At 71.9% G+C, this 21,711-nt stretch carries 19 protein-coding genes; 11 read left to right on the forward strand and 8 right to left on the reverse strand.

Annotated features, from left to right (window positions below):
• Positions 1–65: 65 nt before the first annotated feature.
• The 5 genes from AB0M18_RS13750 to AB0M18_RS13770 all read right to left on the reverse strand — a co-directional run bounded on the left by AB0M18_RS13750 (position 66) and on the right by AB0M18_RS13770 (position 6,558).
• The gene (locus AB0M18_RS13750) at positions 66–239 is read right to left on the reverse strand and encodes a hypothetical protein (protein ID WP_365757312.1); all 174 of its coding nucleotides are present in this window, start codon (positions 237–239) and stop codon (positions 66–68) included.
• A 117-nt stretch (positions 240–356) separates the two neighbouring features.
• Positions 357–4,013, reverse strand: a complete 3,657-nt coding sequence (locus tag AB0M18_RS13755; RefSeq protein ID WP_365757314.1) for a S8 family serine peptidase — start codon at positions 4,011–4,013, stop codon at positions 357–359.
• A 173-nt stretch (positions 4,014–4,186) separates the two neighbouring features.
• Entirely contained in the window at positions 4,187–5,401 is a 1,215-nt protein-coding gene (locus tag AB0M18_RS13760) for an MFS transporter (protein WP_365757628.1), read from the reverse strand.
• An 83-nt stretch (positions 5,402–5,484) separates the two neighbouring features.
• Positions 5,485–5,979, reverse strand: a complete 495-nt coding sequence (locus tag AB0M18_RS13765; RefSeq protein ID WP_365757316.1) for a GNAT family N-acetyltransferase — start codon at positions 5,977–5,979, stop codon at positions 5,485–5,487.
• Positions 5,980–6,057: 78 nt separating this feature from the next.
• Positions 6,058–6,558, reverse strand: coding sequence for a MarR family transcriptional regulator (locus AB0M18_RS13770; protein ID WP_365757318.1), 501 nt, complete (start codon positions 6,556–6,558; stop codon positions 6,058–6,060).
• Between the two features lie 103 nt (positions 6,559–6,661).
• On the opposite strand from AB0M18_RS13770, the gene AB0M18_RS13775 reads away from it, so the two are divergent.
• From AB0M18_RS13775 to AB0M18_RS13790, 4 genes are all read left to right on the forward strand, one after another.
• Entirely contained in the window at positions 6,662–7,078 is a 417-nt protein-coding gene (locus AB0M18_RS13775; RefSeq protein WP_365757320.1) for an organic hydroperoxide resistance protein, read from the forward strand.
• A 255-nt stretch (positions 7,079–7,333) separates the two neighbouring features.
• Positions 7,334–9,388: a phosphocholine-specific phospholipase C gene (locus tag AB0M18_RS13780; RefSeq protein ID WP_365757322.1), complete on the forward strand. Its 2,055-nt coding sequence runs from the start codon at positions 7,334–7,336 to the stop codon at positions 9,386–9,388.
• A gap of 72 nt (positions 9,389–9,460) precedes the next feature.
• Positions 9,461–9,829: a hypothetical protein gene (locus AB0M18_RS13785; protein ID WP_365757324.1), complete on the forward strand. Its 369-nt coding sequence runs from the start codon at positions 9,461–9,463 to the stop codon at positions 9,827–9,829.
• Between the two features lie 51 nt (positions 9,830–9,880).
• Complete coding sequence (locus AB0M18_RS13790; RefSeq protein ID WP_365757326.1) at positions 9,881–10,486, forward strand: HAD family phosphatase; 606 nt, start codon at positions 9,881–9,883, stop codon at positions 10,484–10,486.
• A gap of 42 nt (positions 10,487–10,528) precedes the next feature.
• Here the strand turns inward: AB0M18_RS13790 and pabB are convergent, their stop codons facing one another.
• From pabB to AB0M18_RS13805, 3 genes are all read right to left on the reverse strand, one after another.
• Positions 10,529–12,634 carry an aminodeoxychorismate synthase component I gene (gene pabB / locus AB0M18_RS13795; protein WP_365757328.1) on the reverse strand — a complete coding sequence of 702 codons (2,106 nt, stop codon included), beginning with the start codon at positions 12,632–12,634 and terminating at the stop codon, positions 10,529–10,531.
• Between the two features lie 25 nt (positions 12,635–12,659).
• Positions 12,660–13,484 carry a dihydropteroate synthase gene (folP, locus tag AB0M18_RS13800; protein WP_365757330.1) on the reverse strand — a complete coding sequence of 275 codons (825 nt, stop codon included), beginning with the start codon at positions 13,482–13,484 and terminating at the stop codon, positions 12,660–12,662.
• 134 nt (positions 13,485–13,618) lie between these two features.
• A complete protein-coding gene (locus AB0M18_RS13805; RefSeq protein WP_365757332.1) occupies positions 13,619–14,824 on the reverse strand; it encodes a cytochrome P450 in 1,206 nt (401 codons plus the stop codon).
• 222 nt (positions 14,825–15,046) lie between these two features.
• On the opposite strand from AB0M18_RS13805, the gene AB0M18_RS13810 reads away from it, so the two are divergent.
• From AB0M18_RS13810 to AB0M18_RS13840, 7 genes are read left to right on the forward strand one after another with little or no spacing between them, the layout of a single operon-like run.
• Entirely contained in the window at positions 15,047–16,480 is a 1,434-nt protein-coding gene (locus tag AB0M18_RS13810; protein WP_365757334.1) for an AMP-binding protein, read from the forward strand.
• The gene (locus tag AB0M18_RS13815; protein WP_365757336.1) at positions 16,477–16,734 is read left to right on the forward strand and encodes a phosphopantetheine-binding protein; all 258 of its coding nucleotides are present in this window, start codon (positions 16,477–16,479) and stop codon (positions 16,732–16,734) included. The genes AB0M18_RS13810 and AB0M18_RS13815 overlap by 4 nt, the downstream gene beginning before the upstream one ends.
• A 46-nt stretch (positions 16,735–16,780) precedes the next feature.
• Positions 16,781–17,158, forward strand: coding sequence for an ectoine synthase (locus AB0M18_RS13820; protein ID WP_365757338.1), 378 nt, complete (start codon positions 16,781–16,783; stop codon positions 17,156–17,158).
• 8 nt (positions 17,159–17,166) lie between these two features.
• Positions 17,167–18,327 carry an acyl-CoA dehydrogenase family protein gene (locus AB0M18_RS13825; RefSeq protein WP_365757340.1) on the forward strand — a complete coding sequence of 387 codons (1,161 nt, stop codon included), beginning with the start codon at positions 17,167–17,169 and terminating at the stop codon, positions 18,325–18,327.
• Between the two features lie 12 nt (positions 18,328–18,339).
• On the forward strand, positions 18,340–19,044 hold the full coding sequence (locus tag AB0M18_RS13830) for a transglutaminase-like domain-containing protein (RefSeq protein ID WP_365757342.1): 705 nt from the start codon (positions 18,340–18,342) through the stop codon (positions 19,042–19,044).
• A gap of 16 nt (positions 19,045–19,060) precedes the next feature.
• Entirely contained in the window at positions 19,061–20,428 is a 1,368-nt protein-coding gene (locus AB0M18_RS13835; protein ID WP_365757344.1) for a TrpB-like pyridoxal phosphate-dependent enzyme, read from the forward strand.
• Positions 20,425–21,693, forward strand: a complete 1,269-nt coding sequence (locus AB0M18_RS13840; RefSeq protein ID WP_365757346.1) for an ATP-grasp domain-containing protein — start codon at positions 20,425–20,427, stop codon at positions 21,691–21,693. Before AB0M18_RS13835 ends, AB0M18_RS13840 begins: the two co-directional genes overlap by 4 nt.
• Positions 21,694–21,711: the final 18 nt, after the last annotated feature.

Here is a 21,711-nt window from a genome sequence, read left to right on the forward strand (position 1 = left end):
CTTCGGACGGCACGGGAAAGGCCCCCTCGGTCCGAGGGGGCCTTCGCCGTGACGACGGGGGAGGCTCAGGCGCCGTCGCCCGCGCAGATGCTGAAGTCGCCACAGACGACCACCGTGTGGTCGATCACGGTGACGCTGTCGCCGTCGGAGCCGTCCTCGTAGCCGTAGGCGAGGGCCGTGCCCGAGCCGGAGAGGACGACGGCGGCGGCCAGGGCGGCCGTGGCGAGGAACTTGCGCATGAAATTACCTCCTGATGAGCCGGGTTGCTCAGACCGGAGCCTGACCTGGGCATAGACCGACGGCAAGGACACGCGCCCGGACCCCGCCCCGGGACGACCCGTTCGGGGGGCGCGCGACTACTTCGCGCCCACCGCTCGGATGATCTCCTGGACGACGCTGCCGCCGCGGTCGTCGCTCGCGCCGGCCCGCAGCGAGACGGAGGTCGCGCCGGCCGGGACGCGCAGCTCGCCGCGGCCCCGGGCGTCGAGCGCGGTCTTCGTCCAGGTCGCGCCCTCGTCGTAGGAGACCTCCAGGGCGGCGGCCCCGATGGTGCCGGTGCCGGACGCGCCCTTCACGTACTCGGTGAAGATCCGTACGGGCACCTTCGACCCGGCGCGCACGTCGCCGGCGAGGTCGGTGTCGAGGTCGAAGCCGAGGTTGATCAGCGGCAGGTAGGTGACCCGGTCGGCCGGGGTCTCGGCAGAGCGGAAGGTCCACTCGGCGTGGCCCCTGGTGCCGAGCCGCCAGCGCTCGCGGTCGAGCGCGGTGTCGGTAACGACCCTGTAGGTCGCCTCCTCGGCCGGGGCGTCCCAGGCGTAGGCGCCGGAGCTCATCCTTCGGTCGACGCGGGTCCCGTCGACGTACACCTCGGTGTACTGGGTCATCGAGTCGTCGTTCCACACGTTGCCGAAGCCGGTGTGGTCGGGGCCGGAGTCGCCCCAGCCGGGGGTGTTGAAGCGCAGGTCGTTGCCGATGCGCTGCTGGCCCCAGCCGAGGCCGGTGCCGAGCCACGGGTGCCAGACCGGCTCGAACCACTCGCGGTGCGTCGTGGTGTCCGCCCGGTAGACGGTGAGCCCACCGCGCTGTTCGAGGGAGCGCTCGAGGTCGACGGACTCGTGCCAGCGCTGGCCGGGGCCGGTGGAGACGTAGTCGGTGCGCTCGGCCGGGAAGGCGATGGACTCCTTGAAGCCGACGCCGATCGGGTAGGTGTCGGTGATCGAGTAGCGGAACTCGCCGCCCTGTTCCGTGCGGCCGGTGGGGTTGTGGAACGTGGAGCGGACGGTGGCGAGTTCGTCCTCGTCGGGCCGGAAGACCAGCCCGTCGGCCTGGATCGCGCCGGGGTGGCCCTCGGAGAGGTCGTAGACGTACGTGGGGTACGGCGTGCCGGTCAGGTCGGCTGTCCGGCCACGCGCGGCGGCCGAGGCGAGGCGCGCGCCGTCGGCGGCGTTGACGGTGGCGACGCCCAGCGGGCGTTCCTGGTAGTCGGCGGTGCCGAACCAGGCGTTCAGGCGGCCGGGGGCGTCGTCGGTGACGAACAGGAATCCGGCGCCCGCGTCCTGGGCGGTCTGGGCGAGCTGGACCGGCGTCAGCGCGCCGGCCCGGACCAGGACGGCCTTGCCCTTCACGTCCTTGCCCGCGTACTCGGCGGGGGTTCCGGTGCCCGCGTCGACGAGCCGGAGCCGCGACTGGCCGGTTCGCGAAGGCGTGCCGGGCTGCCGGACGACCTCGGAGAGCCTGCCGCCGTCCGTGCTCACCTCCAGACCGGGCGTGCCGAGCCGCCAGACCGTGCGGTACTCGAAGACTCCGGTGGCGGGCTCGGCGGTGGGCGCGGCGAAGATCGAGTCGTACTTGACCGGCACCATGACGGCGCCTCCGTACTGGGCGCCGTTGGCGTCGCGCTTGAACTCCATCAGGAGCTGGCGGGTCTCGGTCCGCTTCTCGACCTCGGCCCGGATCTCCTTCAGCTGTCGCCCGTCGAGGGTGATCTCGCGGTCGCGGTCGAGGACGATCTCCGGCGCGGTGAGGAAGCCGAGGCCGAGGGAGTCCTTGCCGTGCGAGCCGCGCACGTCGAGGAAGGTGTCGACGGTGTACGTGCCGGGCTTCAGGCGCAGTTGGAGCGTGCCGGTCTCGCCGACGACGGCCGGGAAGGGATCCGCGCCCTCGGCCAGCTGCTGGACGCCGAGGTAGGCGGCGGTCGCGGCGCCGTCACGGTCCTTGACGTGGACGGTGAGGGTGTAGCGCTCCTCCTCCTTCACCAGGCCGAGCGCGGTGTGGGCGACGGGCGCGCCGGCCGCCGAGGCGACGATCCGGCCGGAGGTGTTGCCGACCGGGGCCTTGGTGCCGTCGCCGGTGACGGTGGTGCTCGCGGTGCCGTGCGCGGGCACGGTGAGGGTGCTGTCGGCGAGGGTCGCGCTGCCGGCCGGCATGCCCTCGACGGCGAGGTTCAACTCGACCGGCGCGTCGGAGGAGTTGGCGTACGTGACGGTCTTGGCGACCGGCTTGTTCGCCTCGTACGGCCAGGCGAGGAAGCCGAGGTCGGCGGAGCCGGTGGCGGTGACGTTCGCGGTGATCGCCGATGCCACGTCGACCCGGCCCGCGCCGAGGTCGTAGGCGGAGTCGGCCAGCGTCTTGGAGCTGGACATCAGGGCGTCCTTGAGCTGGGCGCCGGTCCAGTCGGGGTGCTTCTCGGCGAGCAGCGCGGCGACGCCGGCGACATGCGGGGTCGCCATCGACGTACCGCTCATCGAGGTGTAGAGGCCGCTGCCGGAGACCAGTTGGGAGCGGGCGGCGAGGATGGAGACACCGGGGGCGGACACGTCGGGCTTGAGGGCCTGGTCGCCGTAGCGGGGGCCCTTGCTGGTGAAGTACGCGGCCTGGTCGGCGGAGTCGACGGCGCCGACGGTCAGCGCGGAGTCGGCCGCACCGGGAGAGCCGATGGAGCCGGGGGCGCCGGTGTTGCCGGCGGCGATGACGAAGAGGGCGCCGGTCTCGGCGGACAGGGTGTTCACGGCCTGGGCCATCGGGTCGGTGCCGTCGCTGGGCTCCGGCGAGCCGAGGCTCATGGACACGACCTTGGCGTGGATGTCGCGGGCGGCCCACTCCATGCCGGCGATGATCTGCGACTCGGAGCCGGAGCCCTGGTCGCTGAGCACCTTGCCGACGGCGAGGGTCGCGCCGGGCGCGACGCCCTTCTCCAGGCCGTCCGAACCGGCGCCGCTGCCGCCGACCGTGGAGGAGACATGAGTGCCGTGGCCGTTGCGGTCGGCGACCTCCTGGCCCTCGATGAAGGACCTGGACTCGGCGACGCGGCCGGCCAGGTCAGGGTGTCCGGCGTCCACGCCGGTGTCGAGGACGGCGACCTTGACGCCCTTGCCGGTGAGCCCGGCCTCCCAGGCCTGCGCCGTGCCGATCTGGGCGTTGGACTGGGCCATGGTGGCCTCGACCCGGCCGTCCAGCCAGACCTTGCCGCCCGTGGAGCGGGCGGCGGGCGAGGTGAAGGACCGCCAGAACGCGGCCGGATCGGTCGCCTCCACCGCCGCGCCGCCGATGCTGGGCAGCGTGCGGACGGTCTCGGTGCCGCGCGGTGCGGCGGCGCGCGCGCCCTTGCCGTACGTGACGATCAGCGGCAGCTCGTCGGTGATGCCCTGCTCGATGAGGCCGCTGACGTCGAACAGGCGCTTGTCCAGGGCGCCGGACGCCAGGTAGGGGCGGGCCTCGTCGGGGACGACGGTGATCCGCCCGTCGGATATGTCGGTGCGTACGGCCCCGGTCGCGCCCTTGGCCCGGTCGACGGTGACCGTCTTCCTGCCGTCGGCGAGTTCGGTGACCGTGACCCGGTCGCCGGTGACGAGTGTGACGGTGGTGGCGGCGCCTTCGGCTCCGGTGAAGGTGTCCGGGACGGCGGGGCCCGCGGTGGGCGTCCCGGCAGCGGCGGTCTGCCCTGCCGAGAGCAGCACCAGGGAGATGCCGGCGGCGAGCAGCCCGGCCCTTCCTCCAGTGGAAGGTCTGATCATCGACGCACTCCTCGACACCCGGGGGAAGGGGTGGTTCCGGGTGTCGCGAGGAGTCTGGCCCGTACAAGGGTTGTTGAGAACGGAACGGCCTGGCGGGCATGTGCCGTGGCGGCCAACCGCCAGTTCGCGACGAGGTCTTGCGCGTCAGGGGTCCTCTGTGCGCCCCGGGGATGTCACGGCACGGGGTGCTCGGCGTCGTAGCGGCGGAAGCCCTTGCCGTACAGCGCGAGCAGTCCGATGGCGAGGACGCAGGCGAGGCCGCCGCCGGTGACGGCGACGGCCGGGGAGGTGAGGTCGGCGACCGAGCCGGCCAGGAAGTCGCCGAGCCGGGGTCCGCCCGCGACGACCACGATGAACACGCCCTGCAGCCGGCCGCGCATCTCGTCCGGGGCGGCGACCTGGAGCATCGTGTTCCGGAAGATCATCGAGACGGTGTCGGAGTAGCCGGCGACGGCGAGCAGGAGGAGGCCGAGCCAGAGGTTCCGGGTGAGGCCGAAGAGGGCGATGGCGGTGCCCCAGGAGGCGACCGACAGCAGGATCGCCTGCCCGTGGTGCCGGATCCGGCCCTGCCAGCCGGAGAACACCCCGCCGAGCAGCGCGCCGAACGCCGGTGCGGCGACGAGCAGTCCGGTGGTCTTCGCGTCCCCGCCGTACCAGAGGACGGCGATGGCCGGGAACAGCGCGCGGGGGTGGGCGAGGATCATCGCGCAGAAGTCGGAGAAGAAGGTCATGCGCAGGTTGGGGCGGGTGGCGAGGAAGCGCAGTCCGTCGAGGACGGAGGCGCGCTCGGCTCCGGCCCCCTCGACGCGCTCGGGCAGCATCGAGGGCAGCCGCCACATCGCGTAGAGGGAGGCGGAGAAGGCGACGGCGTCGATGAGGTACGCGGCCTGGTAGCCGGCCAGACCGACCACGACGCCGCCCAGGCTGGGCCCGACGAGCGTGCCGAAGGTGGTGGTCATGGCGTTGAGCGCGTTGGCGGCGCGCAGCTGCTCGGCCGGCAGCAGGCGGGGGATCATCGAGCTGCGGGCGGGGGCGTTGAGGGCGGCGCAGACGGCCTGGAGGGCGACGATCCCGTAGAGGAACCAGACCTGGTGGAAGCCGGCGAAGGCGGCGGCGCACAGGGCGACGGAGAGCGCGGCGAGTCCGGTGGAGCTGGCCAGGCCGAGCTTGCGGCGGTCGACGGTGTCGGCGATGGCGCCGCCGTACAGCCCGAAGACGACGAGGGGGACGAGGGAGAAGAGTCCGACCAGGCCGACCGCGAACGGCGAGCGGGTGATGTCGTACACCTGGAGGGAGATGGCGAGGGTCGTCATGCCCTGTCCGACCCAGGTGACGGAGCTGCCGAACCAGATCCGGCGGTAGTCGGCGGAGGTACGGAGCGGGGTCAGGTCGGCGAAGAGCTTGCGTTCCCTGGGCTGGGCGCCGGCCTGGTCGGGGCCGGCCTGGTCGGGGCCGGCCTCCTGGGTGGCGCTCACGCCGCGTCGGCCGGGCGGGCGTCGGTGAGGTCCCAGTGCAGCTCGGGGCGGGCCCAGTGGATGTGCCCGGCGGGCTGGACGGTGCCGGTGCGGCGGGCGCCGGTGCGCAGGTAGAACTCCTCGGCGGGCGGGTGGGAGACGACCCGTATCGCGTCGAGTCCGGCTGCCCGGCCCTCGGCGATCATGTGCGCGATGAGCATGCGGCCGATGCCCAGGCCCTGGGCGCCGTCGGCGACGAAGGCGAGGTCGAGCTCGGCCTCGTCGAGGAGGAGGGCGTAGAAGCCGAGGACCAGGCCGTCGGCGTCCACGGCGACGTGGACGGGATGGTGCTCGATGTACGAGCCGCCGACCTGGTAGCCGTCGACCATGGACGCGTACTCGCCGGCGTAGGCCCCGGAGCGGCGGACGAGCCGCGTGAGGCGCTTGGAGTCGGCGGCGGTGGCACGCCGCAGGGTGATGTCACGCGGGGGCGTGGGCGTGGGCGTGGGCATGGACGCAGTCTAGGACTGACACCGCCCCCGGGTCCTTACATTCAGGTGTCGGACGCAGGGACCGCGCCGTTCGTCGCGTTACTCGGCGACCGCGACGCACCGTGCCACGTCGTCGGGGTCGACGGCGTCGAGGCGGGTGGCGAGGGCGTTCAGCCGGTCGCGGAGCTCCTGGATCTCGGCGAGGTCGAGCCCGGTGGCGGCGGCGATCCCGCGCGGCACGCCGAGGGCCTTCTCGCGCAGGGCGGCGCCCTCGGGGGTGGGCCGCACGGTCACGGAGCGCTCGTCCTCGGCGCTGCGCCGCCGCTCGACGTAGCCGGCCGCCTCCAGCCGCTTGAGCAGCGGGGACAGGGTGCCGGAGTCGAGCCGGAGCCGCTCGCCGATCCCCTTGACCGGCAGCTCGCCGTGCTCCCACAGCACCAGCATCACCAGGTACTGGGGGTAGGTGAGCCCGAGTTCCCTGAGCGCGCCGCGGTAGACGCCGTTGAAGGCGCGGGAGGCGGCGTGCAGGGAGAAGCAGATCTGGCTGTCGAGCCGGAGGAAGTCCTCGTCCATGCCGTCCAGGGTACGGGAGAGCTGCATCACACCCGATTTAGTTGTGCACAACTGAATCGCACGCTACAAATAGATGCAGGGCAGCACGATCCCCCGCCCGGCCTCCTCGGACAGGAACGGAAGACCACTCATGAACGCGATCTACACCGCAGTCGCCACCGCCAACGGCCGCGAGGGCCGCGCCGTCAGCTCCGACGGCCTGCTCGACCTCCCGCTCGCCCACCCGGTCGCGCTCGGCGGCAACGGCCAGGGCACCAACCCGGAGCAGCTCTTCGCCGCCGGCTACGCGGCCTGTTTCGCGAGCGCGATGGGCGTGGTGGCCCGCCAGGAGAAGATCGACATCTCCGAGGCCTCCGTGACCGCCGAGGTCTCCATCGGCAAGGACGCGGCGGACGGCGGCTTCGGCCTCGCGGTCGTGATGCGCGCCGAGTTCCCGGACCACCTGCAGGGCGAGGCGGGCCACGCGCTCCTGGAGAAGACCCACGCCTTCTGCCCGTACTCGAAGGCGACCCGCGGCAACATCAAGGTCGAGCTCGTCGTCGAGTAATCGTCCGTCGGCCTCAGGTCCCTCAGTGGACTTCTGTTGACAATCGCCCACCCCCGGAGTGCCATTGGCTCCGGGGGCGTTCGTTTGTGAGTTTTCACGTTCGGGCACGAGGGATTCGCCGAGCGTACGACGGGCAGTCATGGGACGGCCGCCGGGTGGTGGTTCGCGGGCGCTCTCCTTGGGGCGCTCGCGGCCGGCTCCCGCCGGTTCCGCACCGAGCCCCTGTCCGCTCGTATCCCGGAGGACGTCTCCCCCATGGCCGACCTCAATCGCCGCCGGTTCCTGCAACTGGCGGGCGGAACCGCCGCGTTCACCCTGTTGTCCGACAGCATCGCCCGCGCCGCGTCCATACCGGCGCAGGGCACCACCGGCACCGTCCAGGACATCGAGCACATCGTGGTCCTGATGCAGGAGAACCGTTCGTTCGACCACTACTTCGGCGCCCTGAAGGGCGTCCGCGGCTTCGGCGACCCGCGCCCGGTGACGCTGCCCAGCGGCAAGCCGGTCTGGCACCAGTCCGACGGGAGGACCGAGACGCTGCCCTTCCGGCCGACCAGCGACAAGCTCGGCATGGAGTTCCTGCAGGGCCTCAACCACGACTGGGCCGGCGGCCAGAGCGCCTTCAACAAGGGCCGGTACGACAACTGGATCCCGGCCAAGACCAAGGCCACGATGGCCCATCTCACCCGCGAGGACATCCCGTTCCACTACGCCCTCGCCGACGCGTTCACCATCTGCGACGCGTACCACTGCTCGTTCATCGGCTCGACCGACCCGAACCGCTACTACATGTGGACGGGCCACACCGGCAACGACGGCACGGGCGGCGGCCCCGTCCTCAACAACGCCGAGGCCGGCTACGGCTGGACCACCTACCCGGAGCGCCTGGAGGCGGCCGGGGTCTCCTGGAAGATCTACCAGGACATCGGCGACGGCCTGAACGCCGCCGGCTCGTGGGGCTGGATCAACGACGCCTACCGCGGCAACTACGGCGACAACTCGCTCCTCTACTTCAACACCTACCGGAACGCGCAGCCGGGCAGCCCGCTCCACGACAAGGCGCGCACCGGCACGAACGCCAAGGCGGGCGAGGGCTTCTTCGACGTGCTGCGCGCCGACGTCCAGGCCGGCCGGCTGCCGCAGATCTCCTGGATCGCCGCGCCCGAGGCCTTCTCCGAGCACGCCAACTGGCCGTCGAACTACGGCGCCTGGTACATCGCGCAGGTCCTCGACGCGCTGACCTCGAACCCGGACGTGTGGGCGCGGACGGCGCTGTTCATCACGTACGACGAGAACGACGGCTTCTTCGACCACGTGGTCCCGCCGTACGTGCCGGCCTCGGCGTCCCAGGGCCTGTCCACCGTCTCCACCACGCTGGACCACTTCCCCGGGAAGGCGGGCTACACGGCCGGTCCGTACGGCCTGGGCCCGCGCGTGCCGATGCTGGTCGTCTCCCCGTGGTCGACCGGCGGCTTCACCTGCTCGGAGACCTTCGACCACACGTCGATCATCCGCTTCATGGAGACCCGCTTCGGGGTGCGCGAGCCGCAGATCTCGCCGTGGCGCCGGGCCGTGTGCGGCGATCTGACCTCGGCCTTCGACTTCACGCGTACGCAGACGGCACCGGCCGCGCTGCCCGCGACGGACGGCTACTACCCGCCGGACCGCAACCGCCACCCCGACTTCCTGGCCACCGCCCCGGCGGTCGGCGCCATGCCCCGCCAGGAGCCGGGCGCCAAGCCGACCCGCCCGCTCGCCTACGCCCCCTACGTCGACGGCGCCGCCGACACGTCCGCCGGCACCTTCCGCCTCACCTTCGGCGGCGGCCCGGCGGCCGGCGCGCAGTTCTACGTGACCTCGGCGAACCGCTCGGACGCGCCGTGGACGTACACGACGGAGGCCGGCAAGTCGCTCGCGGACACCTGGAACACCAAGTACAGCAAGGGCACCACCGACCTCACGGTGCACGGGCCGAACGGCTTCCTCCGCCGCTTCCGCTCCCCCGGCAAGACCGCCGTCCCGGAGGTCAGGGCCCGCCACAACGCGACGACCGGCGCCCTGGACCTGACCTTCACCCACACGGGCGCCACCACGACGGTCACCGTGACCAACGCCTACGCCGGCGCCCCGGTCACCCTGTCCGTCCCGAAGGGCGGCACGGTCACCCACACCGTCGACCTCGCGCCCTCCGCCCGCTGGTACGACGTGACGATCACGTCCCCGTCGACCACCGACTACGTGCGCCGCCTCGCCGGTCACGTCGAGACGGGCGCGGCGGGCGTCACGGACCCGGGCATCCTGACGTACTAGGCAGATCACGCCGGGGCGGATGAGTACGCGGACTCATCCGCCCCGGCGGCCGGTCGGGCTTGAATCGGACCCATGCCGATGAACGATGCCGTGAACGATCCCGAGGCGCGCGTGACCGGGGGCTGGGTCGCCCCGCTCGTCTCGACGCTGGCCACGCTCCCCCTGGGCTTCGTGGCCCTCCTCTACGCGGGGCTCTCCCCGATGGCCTGCGACTCCTGCGACGAGGCGGAGGCGGACCGCTTCGACGCGAGCTTCGCCGTGGCCTTCCCCACCGCCATGACGGGCCTGCTCGTCGCCCTGGCCCTGCTGATCACCAGCTGGGCCCTCCCCCGCCGCGCCCGCCACGTCGCCCGCCGGGTCGGCTTCGCCCTCGCCGCGCCCCTGACGGTCGTGATCACGATGATCGCCTTCGCGGCGCTGCTCGACACGCCGACCCGCTGAGGACCCCGTTCCGGTCGAGGCGGGCGGCTCTCGTCCGGCTATCGTCGGCGCATGCGACCAGAGGTGATCTTCTTCGACCTGGGGGACGTGGTCTGCCGCTTCCACCCGGAGCGGCGGCTGGCCGCACTGGGTGAGGCGTGCGGCCTGGGCGCCGACGAGGTGCGGCACGCGCTGTACGAGTCCGGGCTCGTCGACCGCTGGGACCGCGGCCTCGCCTCGGCCACGGAGATCCACGCCACGCTGGAACGGGAGCTCGGCTACGCGGGCGGCCCCGCGGCGCTCCACGAGCTCTGGTGCAGCGCCTTCGAGCCCGACGACCGGGTGCTCGGCCTGGTGGACCGCCTCCACCCGCTGCGTACGGCCCTGCTCACCAACAACGACGCCCTGCTCCTCGAAGCGCTCCCCGACGTGCTCCCCCAGATCGCCGCCCGCTTCGAACCCCTGCTCTTCTCCTGCATGCTGGGCACCACGAAGCCCGCCCCGGCGGCGTTCACTCGGGCGCTCGAACTCGTGGGCTGTTCCCCGGCCGCCGCCGTCTTCGTCGACGACAAGCCGGCGAACGTCGCCGGGGCCGAGGCCGTGGGCATCACGGGCCTGCACTTCACCGGTGCCGACGGACTGCGCACCGCCCTGGACGCCCTTCTCGGGTCGTCCTGATCCGCCGCCGCGCGCGCCGGGCGGCGGGACCGGTGTGCGTGGTCAGCGCCTGGTCAGGTCGGACTCGCGGTCGAGCTCCGCCATCTCCGGCCGCGACGGGGCCTGCTCGCCGAGGCTCACGGCGAGGGTGTCGGCCATGGCCCTGGCCTTGACGAGGGTCTCTTCGAACTCCTCGGTCGGATCGGAGAGCGCGACGACGGCACCACCGACGCCGAAGCTCACCTCGCCGGGAGTCGCCACGATGGTGCGGTTGACCACGTTGAGATCGCAGGCACCGCTGAGCGAGAACCAGCCGAGCGTTCCCGAGTAGACGCCGCGCGGGCCCCGCTCCAGCCGGTCGATGATCTCCAGCGTGCGGAGCTTGGGTGCGCCGGTCATCGATCCGCAGGGAAAGGCCGCCCGGACGCAGTCCACCGCGGACAGGCCCTCGCGCAGCCTGCCCCGGACCGTGGTCACCAGATGGTGCACCTGGGCGAAGCTCTCCACCGCGAAGAGGGAGGGCACATGGACCGAGCCGGTCTCGCAGACCGTGTTGAGGTCGTTGCGCACCAGGTCCACGATCATCAGGTTCTCGGCTCGGTCCTTCTCACTCAGCTCCAGCGAGCGTCTCAGCCGTTCGTCCTCCTCAGGGGTCAGACCGCGCGGGCGGGTCCCCTTGATCGGCTTCGACTCGACGCTCCCCGTCGCGTCGATGGTGAGGAACCGTTCGGGAGAGGCGCTGAGCACCGCGACCCCGGGGAGGTCCAGCAGGGCCCCGTACGGGACGGGGCTGATCCGGCGCAGGTTGGCGAAGGTGCGGAGCGGGTCGATGTCGGTGCGCACCACAGCCATGTTGGAGAGGCAGATCTCGTAGGACTCCCCGTCGCGCAGCTCCACGAGGCAGTCGCCGACGAGGTTGAGGTAGGCACCCGGCTGCCACCGCAGTTCCATCCGGGGAATGTCGGCCGCGGGGCGGGGCCTCGGCTCCGGGCGCGGGGCCTCGGCGGTCTCAGGCGGCATGGCGAGCAGCCGGCGGCCGGTGGTCTCCAGCCAGGCGGCCGCCTCCGGATCCTCCTCCGTGCGGCTGAGCCGCAACAGGTAGCAGCATCTCTCGGCGTGGTCGAGGACCAGGGCGCGATCGGCGAAGACCAGTGCGGCATCCGGGGTGGCCGCCTGGTACGTCGGCACCGTCGGGGTGGTCTCGGCGCGCAGTTCGTAACCGAGGTAGCCGACATAGCCCAGGTTGAAGTCGAACGGCAGGCGGTCGTCGGCCGGGACCGCGCGCTCCCGCAGCGAGCTGTCGAGGTAGTCGAGGAACGTGGTGGCTATCCGCTCGACCGGCCGCCCCGCCCTGTGGAGTTCGACGGTGCGGTCCGCGACGCGGTAGGTGAGGAACTCGCCGAGCGGCCCCGAGCCGTCGCCCATGATCGAGAAGCGGGCGCCCTGCGCGGCACCGGTGCTGCTGTCCAGCCAGAAACTGGACTGCTCGGCCGAGAACAGCTCCTGGTAGGCGGTCTGCGGGTCGGGGGCCACGTCGAGCCGCCGCACCGAGACCCGGTACGACGGCGCGGGGGCGGACTCCTCCGCGGACCGCTGCCAGGCCCGGCTGAGATCACGGAAGTTGGCCAGCAGCTCGCGGCCGTACTCGGTACTGATCGACTCGGGGTGGAACTGGACGCCCCAGATCGGACGTTCGCGATGCCGCAGCGCCATCAGCACCCCGTCCTCGGACCAGGCGATGCCCTCCAGCTCCTCCGGGAGCGACTGCGCGGCCAGGGAGTGGTAGCGCACCACGGTCAGCGGCGAGGGCAGTCCGGCGAAGAGGTCCTGACCCGAGTGGCTGACCAGGGAGAGCCGACCGTGCCGCGGCTCCGGCGCGTGCCGCACCTCGCCGCCGAAGAGGTGACAGATCCCCTGGTGCCCGAGGCAGACCCCGAGGAGGGGCAGCCGCCACTCGCGGATCACCCGGGCGCTGATGCCGAAGTCGGCCTCACGTTCCGGGCGTCCGGGACCGGGCGAGATCACCACGTTGTCGTAGTCGGCGGGGTCGAGGGTGGCGAAGTCGACGTCGTTGCGGACCAGTGTCGGTTCCTGACCGTTGACCTCGGCCAGGAGTTGACGCAGGTTCTGGGTGAACGAGTCGTAGTTGTCGATCAGTAGCGTGCGCATGGCCCCAGCGTGCCCTTCGTCGTGGTCAGACGGCCAGCGCGCCGTCGTGGTCGGCGACCGCCCGGAGCACGGTCAGGGCGTCGTGCAGCGCGGCGACGTCGTGCGTCCGGATGTAGTCCGCCCCTTCCAGCGCCGCGAACAACTCGGCGGCCAGGGTGGCCGATCCGCTGTCCTCGATGGAGCGTCCGGTCACGGTGCGCAGGAACGACTTGCGGGAGGCGGAGATCATCACCGGCAGGCCGAACTCCTCCTTGAGTCTGCGCACGCCACTGAGCACGGCGAAGGACGTGTCCGGGTTGCTGCCCAGGAAGTAGCCGAGCCCCGGGTCGACGACGATCCGGCTCCGGTCGACCCCGGCGGCCTCCAGGGCTGCCACCCGCTCGGTGAAGAACTCGGTGATCCCGGCCCAGACTTCGGCGGGCCGGGTGACGACCTTCGTCGCCGGTCCGGTGCGCTGGACGGAGTGCATGACGACCAGTCGGCAGTCCGCCTCCGCCAGCGCCGGGTACTGCTCGGGATACGGGAAGCCCTGGATGTCGTTCAGGTAGGACACTCCTCCGGCGATGGCGAAGCGCTGGGTCTCGGGCAGGAAGGTGTCGACCGACGTGGGGATGTTCTCGGCGGTCAGCTGCTCCAGGACCTGGGACAGCCGTCGGCACTCCTCCTCTGCGGGCACGCGGGCGGAGTCCGGATTGCTGGCGGCTGCCCCGAGTTCGATGACGTCCGCCCCCTGCTCCCGCAGGTACCGCGCGTGCCGCAGCGCCTCCTCGGAGTCGAGGTAACGTCCGCCGTCCGAGAACGAGTCCTCGGTGATGTTGACGATCCCCACGAGGAGGGGCCGGTGGGACATGGAACTCTCCAGTTTCCGCTCGACGGTTGCGGCCTCCGCAAGATTAGCCGCCTGTTCGAGGCCTGGCGGCAGAATCTCTCAGATGATCCGGCTCTTGGTGAATATCTTGCTGGGCGCCATGACGCGGACTCCGCTCAGAAGGTCACCGGCACCGACTCGGGCCGCAGCGTGATGTGGCCGCCCCGCCACTCGACCTCCTCGGGCCGGACCGCCAGCGTGAGCCCCGGCAGCCGGCGGGCCAGGGTGCCGAGCGCGACCTGGACCTCCATGCGCGCCACGCCCGCTGCCGGGCAGTGGTGCGGGCCGTAGCCGAAGACCAGGTGCCTGTTGGCGGTACGGGTGATGTCGAACCGCTCGGGCTCGTCGAAGTGCCGCTCGTCACGGGCGGCGGCGTGCATCAGCGGGATCACGCCCTCTCCCTTGCGGATGAGGGTTCCCGCGAGCTCGATGTCGTCCAGGGCGATCCGCAGCAGGCCCGAGTCGGACGGCGGCGCGTACCGGAACACCTCCTCGGCGGCGGACTCGGTGAGCTCCTCCGGGCGCGCGGTCAGCAGCTCCCACTGCTCGCGCCGCCGGAGCAGCTGGAAGAGACCGCGACCCAGCGTGTTCACCGTCGTGTCGTGCCCGGCGAGCAGCAGCTCCGCGCCGAGCCAGGTCAGTTCCGCCTCGGTCAGGCGGTCGTCCTCGTCCCGGGCCTGGACCAGGATGCTCAGCAGGTCGTCACGGGGTTCCTCGCGCCGGGCCGCCACCAGCCCCCGTACGTAGCCGGTGAAGGCCTCCCGGGCCTCCAGACGCCGCTCGTTGGAGGTGACGCTCATCAGCGTCTCGGTCCACTCCTTGATCGCGCCGCGGTCGTCGACCGGGGCGCCCACGATCTCGCAGACCACCCAGATCGGCAGCAGCGCGCAGAACTCGGCGTAGATGTCGACCGGTCGGGGCAGCTCCGCCAGCCGGTCGACCAACTCGTCCGCGATCTCCTGGACCCGCGGCCGCAGCACCTCGGCGCTCCGGGGCGAGAACGCCTGGGCGATCATCCGGCGCAGCCGGGCGTGGTCGGCGCCCTCCAGATTGAAGAGGCTGTAGGGGTTGTCGCCGAAGTCCGGGCCCTTGACCATCCGTACGGCGCCCGGCTCCCGGAGCGCCGCCCGGGACAGCCGGTGGTCCGACAGGGCGGCCGTCACCTCGTCGTACCCGCTGACCACCCACGCCTCGTCGCCACTCGGCAGGACCACCCGGCTGACCGGGCACTTGGCGCGCAGGCCCGCGAGCTGGACCGGCGGCTCCCCCTCCTGGCCGGGAGGGAAGGGGAAGGACTCCTGGAACTCCGCGTCACCGCTCATGATCTGACTCCTCCTCAACGACTGGCACTCCTGCCGGCCCAGTCTGCGAGAGCGACGGTCCGCCGTCTTCGGGACCGGGGCGAGCTCGCCGGCTCGAAAGCCAGACCCAGGTACGGGTCCAGACCCGGCCGCCGGTCGGAAGCCACGGGGACGCGGGCTCCCGCAGGCTGCTCCACAGAGCGCGGTCGAGCCGATGGGGAATGAGATTTGTCCAGATCACTGGTGGAGGAGATTCTCGCCACTGCCCTCCGGCGTCCCGACACCCCTGCCCTGCTGTGGTCCGATGCCGACCGGCAGACCGTCACCTATGCCGAGTTGACGGGGCTCGCCCGCCGAATCGGCGATGAACTCGACGCCCGGTACGGCCCGGAGAGCCGGCTGCTGGCCCTGGTCGCCGCCAAGTCGACCACCGCGATCGCCGCGATCCTGGCCTGCCTGACCGCAGGCCGGCCGCTGCTGCTGGTCTCCCCCGAGCTCGGCGAGGAGACACTCACCACCCTGGTCGAGCGGGCCGGTGCGGGAGGGGTGCTGACCGTCTCCGGCCGGGAGCTGGTGTGCGGACCGCCGCTTCCGGTGGCCGAACCGGGCCCCGCCCTGCCGGCCGGCACCGGTCTGATCCTCACCACCTCGGGATCCACCGGCCTGCCCAAGCTCGTCCCGCTCTCGGCGGAGGCCCTGGACGCCTTCACCGCCTGGGCCGGTGAGGAGTTCGGACTGGACCGCGACACCCGGGTGCTCAACTACGCTCCGCTCAACTTCGACCTCTGTCTCCTGGACATCTGGGCGACGCTGCGCCACGGCGGCTGCGTGGTGCCGGTCGCTCCCGACCGGGCGGTGGACGGCGGGTATCTGGCCGGGCTGCTCCGGGAGACGCGGCCGCACGTGGTGCAGGCGGTCCCCCTCTTCTTCCGCCTGCTGCTCGACGCCGCCGACGGGCCGTTCCCTGGCGTCCGGGACGTGGTGCTGACCGGCGACCACGTGCCGCGCCCGGTCCGGGCCCGGCTCCCGCAGGCGTTCCCGCAGGCCCGGCTGCACAACGTGTACGGGTGCACCGAGACCAACGACAGCATGCTGCACACCTTCACGCCCGCCGAGGGCGCCGAGGCGGAGGTGCTGCCGCTGGGCCGGCCGCTGCCCGGCGCGGCCGTGGCGGTGCTGGACGGCGACCGGGAGGTGACCGGCCCGGGCACCGGCGAGCTGGTCGTCTCGACTCCGTTCCAGACCCGCGGCTACCTCGCCGACGACCACGCGGCCGAACGCTTCGAGCGCCGCGGCGACCGGATCTGGTACCGCACCGGCGACCTGGTGGAGCGTGATGCCGCCGGCCGGCTCGTCCTCCTCGGCCGCACCGATTTCCAGGTCAAGATCCGGGGCGTGCGGGTCAACCTCGAAGAGATCGAGCGCGTCCTCGACTCCCATACCGACGTCGTGGAGGCCGCCGTGATCGCGCTGCCGGACGAGGAGGCCGGCCGTGTCCTGCACGCCTTCGTCCGCCCCGTCGACACCGGGCTCTCCGCGCTGCGGCTGCGCACCCACTGCTCCGCCCGGCTGAACCGGGTGGCCATCCCCACCAGGTTCCACCTGGTGGCCGACCCCTTGCCGGTCGGACCGACCGGCAAGGTCGACCGACGCCGTCTCCAGAAGGAGCTGACATGAGGCTGCAGCGCGAGATCACCGAGCACATCGTCGCCGAGTACCTGCCCGGCACGGCTGCCGAGGAGCTGGAGGCCGACTACGACCTCCTCGCCACCGGTGTGGTGACGAGCCTTCAGCTGATCCGGCTGATCGGCTGGCTGGGCGACCGCTACGACGTTCCGTTCGGCGACCTGGAGATCTCGCCGGACGACTTCCGCTCGGTGGCCTCCATCACGGAGCTCGTCGCCCGGCACCAGGAGCCCTCGGGCGTCTGACCGCATCCATCGTCAACTCGTATCTCACGCAACGGGGGTAGTCCTGATGTTCGCCCGCGAAAGAGACAAGATCGAGCCGGTTCACTGGGGCAACGGCCTCAGCTACCGGCTGCTGGTGGAGGCCGACCAGATGGGCTTCACCGTCTGCCACACCGTGGTGGAGGCCGGGACCAAGTCCCGGCTCGAGTACCGCCGTCACCTCGAGGCCTGCTACTGCATCGCCGGCTCGGGCCAGGTCCAGGCCGCCGACGGCGGGACGACCATCGACCTGGTGCCCGGTGTGCTGTACGCGCTCAACGAGCACGACGCGCACTTCCTCATCGCCTCGCCCGACCAGGACCTGGAGTTGATCAGTGTCTTCAACCCGCCGCTGCGCGGGGACGAACGGCACTCCCTGGACTCCGACGGCTTCTCCCAGTACTGAGGCCGACCGTGATTCGTTGGAGCGAGGAACAGCGCGAACTGCGCACCGCGATCGGCGCCGTGGCGGCGAAGACCGGGACCGACCACATCGACCGCGACGCGACCGGGACCTTCGACTGGGACGGCTGGCGCCGGCTGCGCGACGTCGGCCTGTTCTCCCTGCCGTTCGGCACCGCCTGGGGCGGCCTGGGCAAAGATCTCCTGACGACCCTGTGCGTGCTCGAAGAGCTGGGCTACCGCTGCCCTGACGCGGGTCTCGGCTTCTCGGTCTCGACCCACATCGTCAGCACCGGCGTCGCGCTCCAGCGGTTCGGCTCGACGGCGCTGAAGGAGCGCTACCTGCCGGAGATCTGCGCCGGCACGATGATCGGCGCCCACGCGATCACCGAACCGGGCGGCGGCTCGGACGTGATGGGCATGCGGACCACCGCCGTCGCCGACGGCGAGGCGTTCGTCCTCAACGGCGCCAAGGCGTTCGTCAGCAACGGACCCATCGCCGACCTGGTCGTCGTCTACGCCCGCACCGGCGCGCCCGGCGACGTCAGCGGGATCACCACCTTCCTGGTGCGCCGGGACACCCCGGGCCTCTCGGTCGGCAACCCCATCGGCAAGATGGGGCTGCGGACCTCGCCCCTCGCGGAGCTCTTCCTCGACGACGTGCGGGTCCCGAGGGACCACGTACTCGGCGGCGTCGGAGCCGGGTTCCTGGTCCTCGACCACGTGATGAAGTGGGAGATCCTCTGCGGATTCGCCATCACCGCCGGTGAGATGGGGCGGAGGCTGGAACGCTGCGTCGAGTACGCGCGTACCCGGACACAGTTCGGCGCGACCATCGGATCGAACCAGTCGGTCTCCAACCGCATCGTGGAGATGCGGATCGACGTGGAGAACGCGCGGAAGTGGATCTACGACACCGCCGAGAAGCTCCAGCACAAGGCGGACGTCGCGGACGACATCGCCATGACCAAACTCGTCGTGAGCGAGGGCAACGTGCGCTCGGCGCTCTCGGCGGTGCAGATCTTCGGCGGCTACGGCTACACCACCGAGTACGGGGTCGAGAAGGAGTTGCGTGACGCCGTCGGCGGCACGATCTACTCCGGCACCTCGGAGATCCAGCGCCAGCGTCTGGCCGCCCTCATGGGTCTCGACCGCCCCCTCAAGCCGGCATAGGAGACGAGAAGGATGACAGCCGAACTCGACGCCCTCAGGGCGCCCACCGAGTTCCTCGACCACCAGTCGCCCGCCGTCCGCGCGTTCGTCGACAAGACCCTGGCGAAGGCGGGCCTGACCGAGGCCCCCGACGGTGCCGAGAGCGACCGCCAGAAGGCCGTCGCGCTCTACTACGCCGTGCGCGACGACATCCCGTACGAGGTCTACGGTGCCGACCTGAGCCGCCGGGGCCTGAGCGCCAGCGGCGTCCTGGACCACGGCCTGGGCTTCTGCGTCCACAAGTCGATCCTGTACGCGGCCGCCCTGCGCGCGGTGGGGATCCCCAGCCGCCTGTACTACGGCGACGTCCGCAACCACCTGGCCTCCCCGCGGCTGCGGGAACTGGTCGGCGGTGACGTCTTCCGTTTCCACAGCCTGGTCGTGGTCCACCTCGGCGGCCGGTGGGTCAAGGCGACCCCGGTCTTCAACAAGATGCTCTGCAAGCTCTACGGCATCGCCCCGCTCGACTTCGACGGACGGTCCGACAGTCTGTACCACCCCTTCGACGAGGAGGGCCGCCGGCACATGGAATTCCTCCACGTACACGGGGAGTTCGACGACGTCCCCTACGACAAGGTGGTCGACGGGATCAAGACCGCCCATCCGCGGCTCTTCGCCAGCTCGCACGCCACCACGGCCGGCTCCCTGGTCGCCGAGGCGACCGACCGCACGGTCTGAACAGGAAGGTCCCCTGATGGAGAGAATACGGTTCTCGCTGAACGAGACCGAGGCTCCGACCACTTGGTACAACCTCGCGGCGGACCTTCCGGGCCCTGCCCTGGCCCCGCCGCTCAACCCGAAGACGATGCAGCCGCTGACCCGCGCCGAGATGGCGCACACGATGCCCGAGCAGCTGATCGACCAGGAGCTGAGCACCGAGCGGGAGATCGAGATCCCCGAGGAGGTCCGACGGTTCTACGCGCTGTGGCGGCCGTCCCCGCTGTTCCGGGCCCGTCGGCTCGAGCGTGAACTCGGCACGCCCGCCCGCATCTACTACAAGTACGAGGGCGGCGCGCCGACCGGCAGTCACAAGCCCAACACCGCGATCCCGCAGGCCTACTACAACAAGCTGGCCGGGAAGACCGGTCTGGTCACCGAGACCGGCGCCGGCCAGTGGGGCAGCGCCACCGCACTCGCCGCCTCCTTCTTCGGGATGACCGCCAAGGTCTACATGGTCAAGGTGAGCTTCGAGCAGAAGCCCTACCGCCGCGCCCTGATGGAGACCTACGGCGCGACGTGCGTGCCCAGCCCGAGCACCGAGACCGAGGTCGGGCGCACGATCCTGAAGGACGACCCGGACTGCCCCGGCAGCCTGGGCATCGCGACCTCCGAGGCGCTGGAGGCGTTCGCCCAGGACCCGGACCTCGGCTACGTCCTCGGCAGCGCCGCCAACCACGTGCTGCTGCACCAGACCGTCATCGGCCAGGAGGCGCTCCGGCAGATGGACCTGGCGGAGGACTACCCGGACATCGTGGTCGGCTGCTCGGGCGGCGGCAGCAACCTCGCCGGACTGACCTTCCCGTTCCTCGGCGAGCAGCTGCGCGGCGGCCGCCCGGTGCGGATCATCGCGGTGGAGCCGGCGGCCTGCCCCACGCTCACCCGCGGCACCATCGCGTACGACTACGCGGACACCGGCCGGCTCGGCCCGCTGTTCCGGATGCACACCCTGGGCCACGAGTTCGTGCCGCCGGCCGTGCACGCCGGCGGTCTGCGGGCCCACGGCATCGGGCCGCTGATCAGCCGTTGCGTCGAGGACGGGCTGATGGAGGCGACCGCGGTGACGCAGACCGCCTGTTTCGAGGCCGGCGTCCGGTTCGCCCGCAGCGAGGGCATCGTGCCCGCCCCGGAGTCCACCCACGCGATCCGGGTCGCCATCGACGAGGCGCTGCGCTGCAAGGAGGAGGGCGAGTCCAAGGCCATCCTGTTCGGCCTCTCCGGACACGGCCACTTCGACCTCGCCGCCTACGACCGGTACTTCGCCGGTTCGCTGGCCGACGACAGCCCCGACGCCGGCCTGCTGGCACGCGCCGCCTCGGGCATCCCGCAGGTCGACCCGGCATGACCCCGCCGTTGACAGTCGCCGTCGTCGACGCGGACGGCATCGGCGCGTTCCTGCCGGCCGCGCTGGCGCGCCATGGCGCCCGCAGCATCCACGTCAGGTCCGACACCCCTGACGTCCACTACGGCGGCGGCCTGGTGGACATGGAGGTCGAGGTGGTGCACCACGGGGACGTGCGGGCCACCGCGGCGGCCCTGCGCGAGCACGGAGTGGGCTTCGTGGTGCCCGGGTGCGAGTCCGGGGTCCTGCTGGCCGATGCCCTGTCGGCGGAGCTGGGCACCCCCGGGAACGGCAGGAGCCGGCCCGGGGCCCGGCGGGACAAGCACGAGATGGTCCGGGCGGTGGCGGCGGCCGGCGTGGCCACCGCCGCCACCGTCGCGGCCGCCTCGGCGGACGAGCTGCTCGCCTGGGCGGAGCGGCTGGGCACCTGGCCCGTGGTGCTCAAGCCGCCGGCCAGCGCCGGCAGCGACCACGTGCTGTTCTGCAGGTCGACGGAGGAGCTGCGGGCGGGGTTCGACGCCGTCCTGTCCGCCGGCGACCGCTACGGCGGGCACAACCGCGTCGTGATCGGCCAGCAGTTCCTGGAGGGCGACGAGTACTTCGTCAACACCGTCAGCCGCGACGGCGTGCACCACGTGGTCGAGGTGTGGCGCTACCGGAAGCGGCTGCTCGACGGCGGCCGGCCGATGTACGACTACGAGGAGCCCGTCCCGCCGCAGGACCCCGCGGTCGAGGCGGTCGCCGCGTACACCCTGGCGGTGCTGGACGCGCTGGAGATCCGCAACGGGGCGGCCCACACCGAGGTCATGCTGACCCCGTCCGGGCCGGTGCTGGTCGAGAGCGCCGCCCGGGCCGGCGGTGCTCATGAGCCGCGGGTGGTGTCGCGTTGCCTGGGCACCGACCAGATCGACTGCCTGGCACGCGCGATCGCCCGCCCCGAGGACCTGCTCGAAGGGCGGCTGCCGCGATACCGGCCGCAGGCCGCGCTGCGCTACGTGACCCTGCTCAGCCCCGCCGACGGGGAGATGCCCTCCGAGGAGCGGCTGGCCCCCGTGCGCGCGCTCGGCTCGTTCACCGAACTGGTGCTCAGCGCCGAGGCCGGCTCCCCCGTCCGGCGCACCGTGGACCTGGGGAGCTCGCCCGGCTACGTGTACCTGAGCGCCCCCGACGCGGCCGAGGTCGAGGCGGACTACCGCCGGCTCCGGCACCTCGAGGAGACCGGCCTGTACGCGTCGGCCCTGCTGACCACAACCCCGCACGCCGGGTGAGAACCCGGGCGATCAACG

It is taken from the genome of Streptomyces sp. NPDC051909, from assembly GCF_040681095.1.
In the GTDB taxonomy this organism is placed as follows: domain Bacteria; phylum Actinomycetota; class Actinomycetes; order Streptomycetales; family Streptomycetaceae; genus Streptomyces.

Excerpts from the sequence above, each read along its gene's own strand:
- AB0M18_RS13820 (WP_365757338.1), top strand. The coding sequence starts at position 16,781 with ATGTTCGCCCGCGAAAGAGACAAGATCGAGCCGGTTCACTGGGGCAAC.
- AB0M18_RS13805 (WP_365757332.1), bottom strand. The coding sequence starts at position 14,824 with ATGAGCGGTGACGCGGAGTTCCAGGAGTCCTTCCCCTTCCCTCCCGGC.
- AB0M18_RS13750 (WP_365757312.1), bottom strand. The coding sequence starts at position 239 with ATGCGCAAGTTCCTCGCCACGGCCGCCCTGGCCGCCGCCGTCGTCCTC.
- AB0M18_RS13790 (WP_365757326.1), top strand. The coding sequence starts at position 9,881 with ATGCGACCAGAGGTGATCTTCTTCGACCTGGGGGACGTGGTCTGCCGC.
- AB0M18_RS13785 (WP_365757324.1), top strand. The coding sequence starts at position 9,461 with ATGCCGATGAACGATGCCGTGAACGATCCCGAGGCGCGCGTGACCGGG.
- AB0M18_RS13765 (WP_365757316.1), bottom strand. The coding sequence starts at position 5,979 with ATGCCCACGCCCACGCCCACGCCCCCGCGTGACATCACCCTGCGGCGT.
- AB0M18_RS13830 (WP_365757342.1), top strand. The coding sequence starts at position 18,340 with ATGACAGCCGAACTCGACGCCCTCAGGGCGCCCACCGAGTTCCTCGAC.
- AB0M18_RS13775 (WP_365757320.1), top strand. The coding sequence starts at position 6,662 with ATGAACGCGATCTACACCGCAGTCGCCACCGCCAACGGCCGCGAGGGC.
- AB0M18_RS13835 (WP_365757344.1), top strand. The coding sequence starts at position 19,061 with ATGGAGAGAATACGGTTCTCGCTGAACGAGACCGAGGCTCCGACCACT.
- AB0M18_RS13770 (WP_365757318.1), bottom strand. The coding sequence starts at position 6,558 with ATGCAGCTCTCCCGTACCCTGGACGGCATGGACGAGGACTTCCTCCGG.
- AB0M18_RS13755 (WP_365757314.1), bottom strand. The coding sequence starts at position 4,013 with ATGATCAGACCTTCCACTGGAGGAAGGGCCGGGCTGCTCGCCGCCGGC.
- AB0M18_RS13815 (WP_365757336.1), top strand. The coding sequence starts at position 16,477 with ATGAGGCTGCAGCGCGAGATCACCGAGCACATCGTCGCCGAGTACCTG.
- pabB (WP_365757328.1), bottom strand. The coding sequence starts at position 12,634 with ATGCGCACGCTACTGATCGACAACTACGACTCGTTCACCCAGAACCTG.
- AB0M18_RS13780 (WP_365757322.1), top strand. The coding sequence starts at position 7,334 with ATGGCCGACCTCAATCGCCGCCGGTTCCTGCAACTGGCGGGCGGAACC.
- AB0M18_RS13840 (WP_365757346.1), top strand. The coding sequence starts at position 20,425 with ATGACCCCGCCGTTGACAGTCGCCGTCGTCGACGCGGACGGCATCGGC.
- folP (WP_365757330.1), bottom strand. The coding sequence starts at position 13,484 with ATGTCCCACCGGCCCCTCCTCGTGGGGATCGTCAACATCACCGAGGAC.